This window comes from Pseudomonas sp. KH_046_1, assembly GCF_057839025.1.
In genome coordinates this window covers 2,438,326-2,450,566 of record NZ_CM174481.1, presented here as the reverse complement: position 1 = coordinate 2,450,566, position 12,241 = coordinate 2,438,326, and the positions used below count along the sequence as shown (strand labels likewise).

At 56.5% G+C, this 12,241-nt stretch carries 8 protein-coding genes, 2 tRNA genes and 3 rRNA genes; 6 read left to right on the top strand and 7 right to left on the bottom strand.

The annotated features are described in order from the left end of the window. Positions 1 to 143 precede the first annotated feature (143 nt). Complete coding sequence (locus tag AC3IT9_RS11375) at positions 144 to 1,094, bottom strand: GlxA family transcriptional regulator (protein ID WP_489273090.1); 951 nt, start codon at positions 1,092 to 1,094, stop codon at positions 144 to 146. 318 nt (positions 1,095 to 1,412) lie between these two features. Between AC3IT9_RS11375 and AC3IT9_RS11370 the strand changes: the two genes are divergently transcribed. Continuing rightward, complete coding sequence (locus AC3IT9_RS11370) at positions 1,413 to 2,135, top strand: pirin family protein (RefSeq protein WP_489273089.1); 723 nt, start codon at positions 1,413 to 1,415, stop codon at positions 2,133 to 2,135. A gap of 212 nt (positions 2,136 to 2,347) precedes the next feature. Here the strand turns inward: AC3IT9_RS11370 and AC3IT9_RS11365 are convergent, their stop codons facing one another. Further along, positions 2,348 to 3,358, bottom strand: coding sequence for an AraC family transcriptional regulator (locus tag AC3IT9_RS11365; protein WP_489273088.1), 1,011 nt, complete (start codon positions 3,356 to 3,358; stop codon positions 2,348 to 2,350). 163 nt (positions 3,359 to 3,521) lie between these two features. Between AC3IT9_RS11365 and AC3IT9_RS11360 the strand changes: the two genes are divergently transcribed. The 5 genes from AC3IT9_RS11360 to AC3IT9_RS11340 all read left to right on the top strand — a co-directional run bounded on the left by AC3IT9_RS11360 (position 3,522) and on the right by AC3IT9_RS11340 (position 6,888). Next, entirely contained in the window at positions 3,522 to 4,373 is an 852-nt protein-coding gene (locus AC3IT9_RS11360; protein WP_150756685.1) for a 3-hydroxybutyryl-CoA dehydrogenase, read from the top strand. Next, positions 4,360 to 5,019, top strand: a complete 660-nt coding sequence (locus AC3IT9_RS11355; RefSeq protein ID WP_489273086.1) for a TetR/AcrR family transcriptional regulator — start codon at positions 4,360 to 4,362, stop codon at positions 5,017 to 5,019. The genes AC3IT9_RS11360 and AC3IT9_RS11355 overlap by 14 nt, the downstream gene beginning before the upstream one ends. Positions 5,020 to 5,108: 89 nt before the next feature. Further along, positions 5,109 to 5,522, top strand: a complete 414-nt coding sequence (locus tag AC3IT9_RS11350; protein WP_150724289.1) for a VOC family protein — start codon at positions 5,109 to 5,111, stop codon at positions 5,520 to 5,522. A gap of 138 nt (positions 5,523 to 5,660) precedes the next feature. Next, positions 5,661 to 6,089: a hypothetical protein gene (locus tag AC3IT9_RS11345; protein WP_151215005.1), complete on the top strand. Its 429-nt coding sequence runs from the start codon at positions 5,661 to 5,663 to the stop codon at positions 6,087 to 6,089. 46 nt (positions 6,090 to 6,135) lie between these two features. Continuing rightward, positions 6,136 to 6,888 carry a bestrophin-like domain gene (locus tag AC3IT9_RS11340; RefSeq protein ID WP_224789658.1) on the top strand — a complete coding sequence of 251 codons (753 nt, stop codon included), beginning with the start codon at positions 6,136 to 6,138 and terminating at the stop codon, positions 6,886 to 6,888. Between the two features lie 65 nt (positions 6,889 to 6,953). On the opposite strand, the gene rrf is transcribed toward AC3IT9_RS11340, so the two are convergent. The 5 genes from rrf to AC3IT9_RS11315 form a co-directional block, all read right to left on the bottom strand. Continuing rightward, a 5S ribosomal RNA gene (gene rrf / locus AC3IT9_RS11335) occupies positions 6,954 to 7,069 on the bottom strand. Positions 7,070 to 7,225: 156 nt separating this feature from the next. Then, positions 7,226 to 10,119 (bottom strand): 23S ribosomal RNA (locus tag AC3IT9_RS11330). Between the two features lie 247 nt (positions 10,120 to 10,366). Further along, positions 10,367 to 10,442 (bottom strand) — tRNA-Ala (locus AC3IT9_RS11325). 30 nt (positions 10,443 to 10,472) lie between these two features. Further along, positions 10,473 to 10,549: transfer RNA gene (locus AC3IT9_RS11320), tRNA-Ile, on the bottom strand. Between the two features lie 81 nt (positions 10,550 to 10,630). Beyond that, positions 10,631 to 12,167: ribosomal RNA gene (locus AC3IT9_RS11315) — 16S ribosomal RNA — on the bottom strand. The 16S, 23S and 5S rRNA genes sit together here with 2 tRNA genes alongside, the layout of an rRNA operon. Between the last annotated feature and the right edge of the window lie 74 nt (positions 12,168 to 12,241).

Genomic DNA, 12,241 nt, shown 5'->3' with positions numbered 1-12,241 from the left:
GCCTGGCTCGGTACGTGAGTCCATCCCAGGCTCCGCACCTTCCTTGCAATGCGTTCAGCGATATATTGGCAGGCCTCGGTGACGGTACAACTGCCACGGGGGGAGCGTCACGGCCATTGCGGTGCGCATGACGGACACGCGCGCTAGCTGAACTGCTCGCGGTATTGGGTCGGGGTCAGTCCGAGCTTTTCACTGAACAGAAAACGCATGTGCCGCACACTGCCGAAGCCACTTTTGAAGGCCACGGTCTTGAGCGGCAACTCGGTGGTTTCCAGCAGGCTCCTGGCGCAATCGATCCGCGCGCTTTGCAGAAACTCCATCGGCGTCATGCTCACTTCCCGGGCGAACACCCTGGCGAAATGCCGCGGGCTCATGTTGGCCAGACCGGCCATGCGCTCGATGCTGTAGGTTTCATCGAGATGTTCAAGCATATGGTTCTGCACCCGGGTAATCGCCGTTTCGTGAGGGGCCACCGCCGCCATCAACGGGCTGAACTGCGCCTGCCCGCCCTGGCGTTTCATCACCACCAGCAACACCTTGGCCACGTCCTGGGCGACTTTTTTGCCGTGGTCCTGGGCCACCACCGACAAGGCCAGATCGATCCCGGCGGTGACGCCACCGGAGGTGATCAGGTTGCGGTCCTGGACAAAGATCTGATCGGTCTCGACGGTCGCCTTCGGGAAGCCCTTGATCAGTCGCTCGGTGTAGTGCCAGTGGGTGGTGACGCGATAGCCGTCGAGCAAACCCGCGTGCCCCAGCACGAACGCCCCGGTGCAGATCGAGCCATAAGCGGCGGACCGGCTGACGTTGTGCCTGAGCCAGTCGAGCAATGGCGGATGCCGTTCGTTGTAGGCACCGGGGCCACCGGGTATCAATAGCAAGTCAAAACCTTCGCAGGCCTGGTCGATGTGCCGGTCAGCGTGCACGCTCACCCCGTTGGACGCACGCAGTGCGCCGTGCTCGGTGCCGATGGTCGACAGCACATAGTGATCGTCGGGTTTCAGGTATCGATTGGCGATGGAGAACACTTCCATGGGCCCGGCCATGTCGAGCAGGAGAAAGTCGGGAAACAGCACCATTGCGACGGTTTTCATGGATTGGAGTTCACTGGGATCAATAAGGTCGGCACACCAATCCTTGTGGGAGCGGGCTTGCTCGCGAAGGCGTCGTGTCATTCACAAATATGTAGCCTGACACGACGCCTTCGCGAGCAAGCCCGCTCCCACAGGATTCTTGCTGTGCATTATGGCCATGTACGACGCAAAGGTCGGAAAAGAATAGCTGATTCGCACCCGAATATTGTCAACCTGACAGAGACAGTATTTCAATTTCCATCTACTTATTGCACCAACCAGTAACCATTAACCTTCTCCTCACTCGGACGAATTCACGTCCCCACAGGAGATTTCATCATGCTGACTCTTCGCAAAGCCTCGGATCGTGGCCTGGCCAATCACGGCTGGTTGAAATCGTTCCATACCTTTTCCTTCGCCAACTATCGCAACCCGAAAGAGCAGGGTTTTTCCGACCTGCTGGTGATCAACGACGACCGCGTCGCCGCCGGCAAAGGCTTCGGCCAGCACCCGCACCGCGACATGGAGATTTTCTCCTATGTGCTTGAAGGTGCCCTGGAACACAAGGACACCCTGGGCACCGGTTCGGTGATCCGCCCCGGCGATGTGCAACTGATGAGCGCAGGCAGCGGCGTGGCCCACAGTGAGTTCAACCACTCCGGCACCCGGGCGGTGCACTTTCTGCAGATCTGGATCGTGCCCGACGTCAGCGGCGCCAAACCGCGTTATCAGCAAGAGCATTTCAGCACCCAGAAGAAACGCGGGCGCCTGCAACTGATCATCTCGCCGGACGGCGCCAAGGGTTCGCTCAAGGTACGTCAGGATGCGCGGGTGTATGCCGGCCTGATCGACGGCAAGGAAAGCGCCACCCTGGAGCTGGCCGCCAACCGTTACGCCTATGTGCATGTGGCCCGGGGCAGCATCGAACTCAACGGTGTGTTGTTGCAGGAAGGCGACGGTGTGCGGGTCCGCGAAGAACAGGCACTAACCTTGAACCACGGCGTGGATGCTGAAGTGCTGGTGTTCGACCTGCGCCCACAGGAACTGCCGGAAATGCCGTAACAAAACCCTGCAGGAGCGAGCCTGCTCGCGATGCGTTGTGTCATTCAACAGTGATGTCGTCTGACAGTCCGCCATCGTCGGAACGCCGCCCGGAGCAGGCTCGCTCCTACAGGTTATTCGCCGGTCCTGGCGAACCCCGCGACAATCTCATCGATCACCGCCTGGACCCTGGCTGGCTCGCAGGACTCCTGAGGTTTCGCGATCTCTACGCTCTATTCCCCCTGATAACGGGCCCGATAGCGCCCCGGGCTTTCCCCGGTCCACTTCTTGAACGCCCGATGGAAGGCGCTGGGTTCCTGGAATCCAAGTCGCTCGGCGATATCGCTGATGCTCGCATCGCTCTGACGCAATTGCTCAAAGGCCACGCCACGGCGTACTTCGTCCTTGATCTCCTGATAGGAACAGCCTTCACGCTCCAGTTTGCGGCGGAAGGTGCTGGGGCTCAGGTGCTGTTCCAGGGCAAAGGCCTGCAAGGTCGGCCACTCACTGTAGTGACTGCCGCGCAAGCGCTGATGAACCTGGGATGCCAAACCGTGCTGGTTACGGAAGCGGATCACCAGCCATTGCGGCGCGGTACGCAGGAACACTTTCAACGACGCCAGGTCCTGAACCACGGGCAGGCGCAAGTAGTGGCTGGCAAATTCGATTTCGGTACGCTCGGCACCAAAGGTCAGGTTGGGGCCCCAAAGCAGGCGGTCGTCACCCAGCGACAAGCGTGAATGGCGGAAGTCCGCACGGTCAATGGGAATGCGCCGCCCGCCCAGCCAGCACAGCAGACTGATCATCAACACCAGGAAGGTTTCTTCACCAAACCGGCTGGCATCGTTGTCCGTCGAACGGGTTTCCAGGCTGATCACCGCACGCTTGCCACGCACCGCCAGCGAGCCGCGAAAGTCGCGCAGGAACAACCCGAAGTTGGCCAGGCACTGACGCATGGCCTTGTGCAGATCGGGCTCCTGAATCAGGGCGCGGCAAATCAGGGCGAAACTCCCCGGCGGCATGCCATGGGAGTCGAGCCCGAAAAACTCATCGTCGAGCTCGCGGATCTGGATCAGCCACAACGCCGCAAACGCGTTGGCCGGCACTCGCGCCGTGGGTTGGCGCATGACCGCCGGATCAATGCCCGCCTGTTCGAGCACGGCCGTCACGCGCTGCGGATCATCCCTCAGCCCATGGATCATTGCCTGCACGAAATAGGCGGCAACCGAGTCCTTTTCCCGCATTGGTTCGCTTCTCTCTCATCACCCGAATGGCAAAAAACATCAGTGCCGTTGAACAGTTTTGGCATAGGACAACCGCCCTGCCGGCTCTAGACTCGCGGCAATAGTACGCCTTCGGCCGCAATCGCGGCCAAGGTATCGCAGGGTTTGATCGAAGGATGGGAAGATGAATCTGCAAAACATCGGGGTGATCGGTGCGGGCACCATGGGCAACGGCATCGCGCAAGTCTGCGCCATGGCCGGTTTCAACGTGACCTTGCTCGACATATCCGAAAGCGCTTTGCAAAAAGCCGTCGCAACGGTCGGTAAAAACCTGGACCGGCAGATCGCCAAGGAAACCCTGACGCCGGAGCAGAAACAGGCGACCCTCGACAAAATCCGCACCAGCACCGATTACAGCAGCCTGCAAAACGCGCAACTGGTCATCGAAGCGGCCACTGAAAATCTCGACCTGAAATTGCGTGTGCTGCAACAGATCGCCGCGCAGGTCGGCAACGAATGCGTCATTGCCTCCAATACCTCGTCGCTGTCGATCACCCAACTCGCCGCCAGTGTCAGCCAGCCTGAGCGCTTCATCGGCCTGCATTTCTTCAACCCGGTGCCGGTGATGGGCCTGATCGAAGTCATTCGCGGCCTGCAAACCAGTGACGCGACCCACCAACTGGCGCTGGACATGGCGACCACCCTTGGCAAAACCGCGATTACCGCGGGTAACCGTCCGGGGTTCGTGGTCAACCGGATCCTGGTGCCGATGATCAACGAAGCGATCCTGGTGTTCCAGGAAGGCCTGGCCAGCGCCGAAGACATCGACGCCGGCATGCGCCTGGGCTGCAATCAGCCCATCGGCCCATTGGCCCTGGCGGACCTGATTGGCCTGGACACCCTGTTGTCGATCCTCGAAGCCTTCTATGACGGTTTCAACGACAGCAAATATCGCCCGGCGCCGTTGCTCAAGGAAATGGTCGCCGCCGGTTACCTGGGACGCAAAACGGGGCGCGGCTTCCATGCCTATGCCTGAGCGTTGCTCGCGCTTTGCCGAGTACCGGGACAAGGTCCTGGAGCTGTTTGCCTGCAAGGGGTTCGGCCAGGTCGGCATGCGTGAGCTCGCGACGTGCCTGGGGCTCTCCCCAGGCTCGCTGTATCACCATTACCCCAGCAAACAGCATCTGCTGCTCGACCTGATCGAGGAGTTCTACGAGGAGCTGCTGGCCACCCTGGGACGTATCCAGCAAAAGGCCCCGGGCAAGCGCGACAAACTCAACGGCCTGATCCGCGCCCATCTGAATCTGCATCGGGAGATGCCTTGGCATTTCCGCCTGGTGGAGCGCGACAGCGGCTGCCTGAACGAAGAGCAACAGGCTCGGGTCCGGCAATTGCGCGAGCAATACGAACGCACGTTGCTGAGGATGCTGGGCGCGAAGTCGCGCTTCAGCGAGCAAGGCCTGCTGGCGGCCGGGCATGCCATTGGCGCCCTGCTCAACAGCGCTCCCAGCTGGCTGACGCCACATTTGCTGGACGAGCAGGAGCGTGATGAGTTGCTGGAGAGCATGGTCAGCGGCGCCATCGAACGTGTGCTGGCGCCACGGCGTGTGCCGGAGGCAATAAGCCTGGCGCGTCCTATCGAAAAAACATCTAAAGAAACCCAGGCCCCGACGACGATTTAGCGCTTTGCTTGTCGGCTCGACACAATCGGAATTCGCCGACAAACCCGGCGTCCAAACCGATGTGTGTACTCGAGCACCTGGAGCCGACCATGAAAATCAATCCCTACCTTATCTTCAACGGCAACTGCAAAGCTGCCTTCACGTTCTACGCCCAATGCCTGCAAGGCCAGAGCGAAGCCATGCTGACCTTCGGCGAAACGCCGGCCGCCGAGCATGTCCCCAAGGATCTGCACAACCTGATCATCCATACCCGCCTGATAGTGGGCGATCAGGCGATCATGGGGTCAGACACCACACCGGATCGCCCCGTCCAGGGCATGAGTGGTTGCTCGATTTCACTCAACGTCGACAGCATTGCCGAGGCCGAGCGGGTCTTCAATGCGCTGGCCGACGGTGGCACTGTGCAAATGCCACTGGAGACCACGTTCTGGGCGGCGCGCTTCGGCATGCTGGTGGACCGTTTTGGTGTGTCGTGGATGGTCAACTGCGAAAAGGATCAGTGAGAGGCCTTGGTTGATCGACAGTCTTCAAGGCACAAAAAAGCCCAACCTGAAAAGGTTGGGCGTTCTGGCAACTCCCGGCCTGTCTGCTACCGTCAACTAGCCACATGGATAGCAGCGAACCAGAGGAGCGAACCCACCATGCCAGCCCACGACCGGTCCTGGTCCACCCGATTCAAATGCTTGCTACTGGCCGGTGGAGTGATCACCAGCTTGCTGGCCCTCAATGGTTGCGCCACTGTCGATGCACAGACCACCGCCTATGTCGGCGTAGAACATCCGGCACCGACATCGCCGGACCAGGTAGTCGTGCTGCGTTCGGAACCTCTGCGTCCACATGTGCGTCTGGGTGAAGTGCTGATCGACGCCAGCATCGACCCTGCCCCACCGATTACCGAAGTCGAACAGAAGCTGCGGGAAGAGTCCGCCAAACTCGGTGGCGACGCGGTGGTAGTGGTCTATGACCACATTCAGGCGGTGGGTGCCTACGCCAGCGGGCCGCTGTGGGCTCGCGACGTGACGACCATCGAGGGACGCAAACTCAAAGGCATCGTGATCAAGTACCAGTAGATATCTCCCCGGAAGACAGCGTCAACGGAGGTTGAATTTGAATGACGTGGTGATCGCCCTCATCGTCTTCGCCTGCCTGTCCGCCAGCGCACTGCTGGGCTCGTACGTGAGGGAGCGATTACCGAGCCATCATCTGAGCGATGACTCCGTGGCGGTGGTGAAGCTGGCCACCGGCCTCATCGCAACGATGTCGGCACTGGTCCTCGGCCTGCTGGTTTCCTCTGCCAAAGGTACCTTCGATACGGCCAATGCCGAACTGGAGGGCGCGGCGGCGAAAGTCGTTCAATTCGACCGCGTGCTGGCCCGCTACGGCCCCGACACCCAAGGCATCCGCACCGAGCTCAAGCACAACTACGCCGAAGTCACCCAAGTGCTCGCGACCCGCGATCACGGGCAGATTGAAAAACTCGATAGCCCCGAAGTCATCCGTCGCTCCGAAGGCCTGCAACGCCAGGTCGAATCACTGACGCCCGGCAACGATGATCAGCGCTCGCTCAAGGCCAAGGCATTGCAAGACATGGACACCGTGTTTGCCACCCGCTGGCTGACCCTGCTGCAGGCCAATCAATCGATTCCACCGGTGATGCTGGTGATCCTGGTGACGTGGCTGGGGATTATCTTCGGTTCGTTCGGCCTGTTTGCACCCTGCAACGGCACCATTGTCGCCGTATTGCTGATGTGTGCCCTGTCGACGGGGGCAACCATCTTGCTGGTAGAGGAGCTCAATCGTCCACTTGATGGTTTTATATGTGTGTCGCTGGAACCCTTGGAGCACACGCTAGAGCGGTTGGGGCAGTAATTTCCATTTCCTGCGGACAAAAACAAAACCCCAACTGCTTTCGCAATTGGGGTTTCGGAATTTAATCTTGACGATGACCTACTCTCACATGGGGAAACCCCACACTACCATCGGCGATGCATCGTTTCACTGCTGAGTTCGGGATGGGATCAGGTGGTTCCAACGCTCTATGGTCGTCAAGAAATTCGGGTACTGAGTCGTGGCCAGTTGGCCGCGCTTCAGCAAATTGGGTATGTGACAGCTTTCGGTGTTTTGTAAGATTCGAACTTTCGGTTCTTTCGTCTTCACACACCGCAATCTGATGCTCTTTCGAGTAGTCAAATTGCTTGGGTGTTATATGGTCAAGCCTCACGGGCAATTAGTATTGGTTAGCTCAACGCCTCACAGCGCTTACACACCCAACCTATCAACGTCGTAGTCTTCGACGGCCCTTCAGGGGACTCAAGGTCCCAGTGAGATCTCATCTTGAGGCAAGTTTCCCGCTTAGATGCTTTCAGCGGTTATCTTTTCCGAACATAGCTACCCGGCAATGCCACTGGCGTGACAACCGGAACACCAGAGGTTCGTCCACTCCGGTCCTCTCGTACTAGGAGCAGCCCCTCTCAAATCTCAAACGTCCACGGCAGATAGGGACCGAACTGTCTCACGACGTTCTAAACCCAGCTCGCGTACCACTTTAAATGGCGAACAGCCATACCCTTGGGACCGGCTTCAGCCCCAGGATGTGATGAGCCGACATCGAGGTGCCAAACACCGCCGTCGATATGAACTCTTGGGCGGTATCAGCCTGTTATCCCCGGAGTACCTTTTATCCGTTGAGCGATGGCCCTTCCATACAGAACCACCGGATCACTAAGACCTACTTTCGTACCTGCTCGACGTGTCTGTCTCGCAGTCAAGCGCGCTTTTGCCTTTATACTCTACGACCGATTTCCGACCGGTCTGAGCGCACCTTCGTACTCCTCCGTTACTCTTTAGGAGGAGACCGCCCCAGTCAAACTACCCACCATACACTGTCCTCGATCCGGATAACGGACCTGAGTTAGAACCTCAAAGTTGCCAGGGTGGTATTTCAAGGTTGGCTCCACGCGAACTGGCGTCCACGCTTCAAAGCCTCCCACCTATCCTACACAAGCAAATTCAAAGTCCAGTGCAAAGCTATAGTAAAGGTTCACGGGGTCTTTCCGTCTAGCCGCGGATACACTGCATCTTCACAGCGATTTCAATTTCACTGAGTCTCGGGTGGAGACAGCGCCGCCATCGTTACGCCATTCGTGCAGGTCGGAACTTACCCGACAAGGAATTTCGCTACCTTAGGACCGTTATAGTTACGGCCGCCGTTTACCGGGGCTTCGATCAAGAGCTTCGCGTTAGCTAACCCCATCAATTAACCTTCCGGCACCGGGCAGGCGTCACACCCTATACGTCCACTTTCGTGTTTGCAGAGTGCTGTGTTTTTAATAAACAGTCGCAGCGGCCTGGTATCTTCGACCGGCGTGGGCTTACGGAGCAAGTCCTTCACCCTCACCGGCGCACCTTCTCCCGAAGTTACGGTGCCATTTTGCCTAGTTCCTTCACCCGAGTTCTCTCAAGCGCCTTGGTATTCTCTACCCAACCACCTGTGTCGGTTTGGGGTACGGTTCCTGGTTACCTGAAGCTTAGAAGCTTTTCTTGGAAGCATGGCATCAACCACTTCGTGTTCCAAAGGAACACTCGTCATCAGCTCTCGGCCTTAGAATCCCGGATTTACCTAAGATTCCAGCCTACCACCTTAAACTTGGACAACCAACGCCAAGCTGGCCTAGCCTTCTCCGTCCCTCCATCGCAATAACCAGAAGTACAGGAATATTAACCTGTTTTCCATCGACTACGCTTTTCAGCCTCGCCTTAGGGACCGACTAACCCTGCGTCGATTAACGTTGCGCAGGAAACCTTGGTCTTTCGGCGTGGGTGTTTTTCACACCCATTGTCGTTACTCATGTCAGCATTCGCACTTCTGATACCTCCAGCAAGCTTCTCAACTCACCTTCACAGGCTTACAGAACGCTCCTCTACCGCATCACCCGAAGGTGATACCCGTAGCTTCGGTGTATGGTTTGAGCCCCGTTACATCTTCCGCGCAGGCCGACTCGACTAGTGAGCTATTACGCTTTCTTTAAAGGGTGGCTGCTTCTAAGCCAACCTCCTAGCTGTCTAAGCCTTCCCACATCGTTTCCCACTTAACCATAACTTTGGGACCTTAGCTGACGGTCTGGGTTGTTTCCCTTTTCACGACGGACGTTAGCACCCGCCGTGTGTCTCCCATGCTCGGCACTTGTAGGTATTCGGAGTTTGCATCGGTTTGGTAAGTCGGGATGACCCCCTAGCCGAAACAGTGCTCTACCCCCTACAGTGATACATGAGGCGCTACCTAAATAGCTTTCGAGGAGAACCAGCTATCTCCGAGCTTGATTAGCCTTTCACTCCGATCCACAGGTCATCCGCTAACTTTTCAACGGTAGTCGGTTCGGTCCTCCAGTCAGTGTTACCTAACCTTCAACCTGCCCATGGATAGATCGCCCGGTTTCGGGTCTATTCCCAGCGACTAGACGCCCTATTAAGACTCGCTTTCGCTACGCCTCCCCTATTCGGTTAAGCTCGCCACTGAAAATAAGTCGCTGACCCATTATACAAAAGGTACGCAGTCACCCAACAAAGTGGGCTCCCACTGCTTGTACGCATACGGTTTCAGGATCTATTTCACTCCCCTCTCCGGGGTTCTTTTCGCCTTTCCCTCACGGTACTAGTTCACTATCGGTCAGTCAGTAGTATTTAGCCTTGGAGGATGGTCCCCCCATATTCAGACAAAGTTTCTCGTGCTCCGTCCTACTCGATTTCATGACTAAGAGATTTTCGCGTACAGGGCTATCACCCACTATGGCCGCACTTTCCAGAGCGTTCCGCTAATCTCAAAGCCACTTAAGGGCTAGTCCCCGTTCGCTCGCCACTACTAAGGGAATCTCGGTTGATTTCTTTTCCTCAGGGTACTTAGATGTTTCAGTTCCCCTGGTTCGCCTCTTGCACCTATGTATTCAGTACAAGATAACCATCTTATGATGGCTGGGTTCCCCCATTCAGACATCTCCGGATCAAAGTCTGTTTGCCGACTCCCCGAAGCTTTTCGCAGGCTACCACGTCTTTCATCGCCTCTGACTGCCAAGGCATCCACCGTATGCGCTTCTTCACTTGACCATATAACCCCAAGCAATCTGGTTATACTATGAAGACGACATTCGCCGAAAATTCGATTGAGCTCCTAAGAGCAACTCACAAATTTTACCTTAGCCTGATCCGTTACCAGTGAAAGTAACGTTCAGTCTATCTTTCTATCACATACCCAAATTTTTAAAGAACGAACTAGTCAAAGACTAGAAATCAACATTCACCATCGTCTCGATGGAATGCTCATTTCTAAGCTTTATACAATCAGAAGCAGTAGTGGTGGAGCCAAACGGGATCGAACCGTTGACCTCCTGCGTGCAAGGCAGGCGCTCTCCCAGCTGAGCTATGGCCCCGTATTTCTACAGGCGTTTCCCACACAAAATTGGTGGGTCTGGGCAGATTCGAACTGCCGACCTCACCCTTATCAGGGGTGCGCTCTAACCAACTGAGCTACAGACCCAATTTCGGGCTGCTTCTTATCGTCTTCTTCAATGAATCAAGCAATTCGTGTGGGAACTTATGGAGCAGCTGAGTCGTCGATTAAGGAGGTGATCCAGCCGCAGGTTCCCCTACGGCTACCTTGTTACGACTTCACCCCAGTCATGAATCACACCGTGGTAACCGTCCTCCCGAAGGTTAGACTAGCTACTTCTGGTGCAACCCACTCCCATGGTGTGACGGGCGGTGTGTACAAGGCCCGGGAACGTATTCACCGCGACATTCTGATTCGCGATTACTAGCGATTCCGACTTCACGCAGTCGAGTTGCAGACTGCGATCCGGACTACGATCGGTTTTGTGGGATTAGCTCCACCTCGCGGCTTGGCAACCCTCTGTACCGACCATTGTAGCACGTGTGTAGCCCAGGCCGTAAGGGCCATGATGACTTGACGTCATCCCCACCTTCCTCCGGTTTGTCACCGGCAGTCTCCTTAGAGTGCCCACCATTACGTGCTGGTAACTAAGGACAAGGGTTGCGCTCGTTACGGGACTTAACCCAACATCTCACGACACGAGCTGACGACAGCCATGCAGCACCTGTCTCAATGTTCCCGAAGGCACCAATCCATCTCTGGAAAGTTCATTGGATGTCAAGGCCTGGTAAGGTTCTTCGCGTTGCTTCGAATTAAACCACATGCTCCACCGCTTGTGCGGGCCCCCGTCAATTCATTTGAGTTTTAACCTTGCGGCCGTACTCCCCAGGCGGTCAACTTAATGCGTTAGCTGCGCCACTAAGAGCTCAAGGCTCCCAACGGCTAGTTGACATCGTTTACGGCGTGGACTACCAGGGTATCTAATCCTGTTTGCTCCCCACGCTTTCGCACCTCAGTGTCAGTATCAGTCCAGGTGGTCGCCTTCGCCACTGGTGTTCCTTCCTATATCTACGCATTTCACCGCTACACAGGAAATTCCACCACCCTCTACCATACTCTAGCTTGTCAGTTTTGAATGCAGTTCCCAGGTTGAGCCCGGGGCTTTCACATCCAACTTAACAAACCACCTACGCGCGCTTTACGCCCAGTAATTCCGATTAACGCTTGCACCCTCTGTATTACCGCGGCTGCTGGCACAGAGTTAGCCGGTGCTTATTCTGTCGGTAACGTCAAAACACTAACGTATTAGGTTAATGCCCTTCCTCCCAACTTAAAGTGCTTTACAATCCGAAGACCTTCTTCACACACGCGGCATGGCTGGATCAGGCTTTCGCCCATTGTCCAATATTCCCCACTGCTGCCTCCCGTAGGAGTCTGGACCGTGTCTCAGTTCCAGTGTGACTGATCATCCTCTCAGACCAGTTACGGATCGTCGCCTTGGTGAGCCATTACCTCACCAACTAGCTAATCCGACCTAGGCTCATCTGATAGCGCAAGGCCCGAAGGTCCCCTGCTTTCTCCCGTAGGACGTATGCGGTATTAGCGTTCCTTTCGAAACGTTGTCCCCCACTACCAGGCAGATTCCTAGGCATTACTCACCCGTCCGCCGCTGAATTCAGGAGCAAGCTCCTGTCATCCGCTCGACTTGCATGTGTTAGGCCTGCCGCCAGCGTTCAATCTGAGCCATGATCAAACTCTTCAGTTCAAACATCTTTGGGTTTTGAGAAAACCCTAAACTTGGCTCAGCAATCGTTGGTTACATCTTTGATTTCTCGCGGA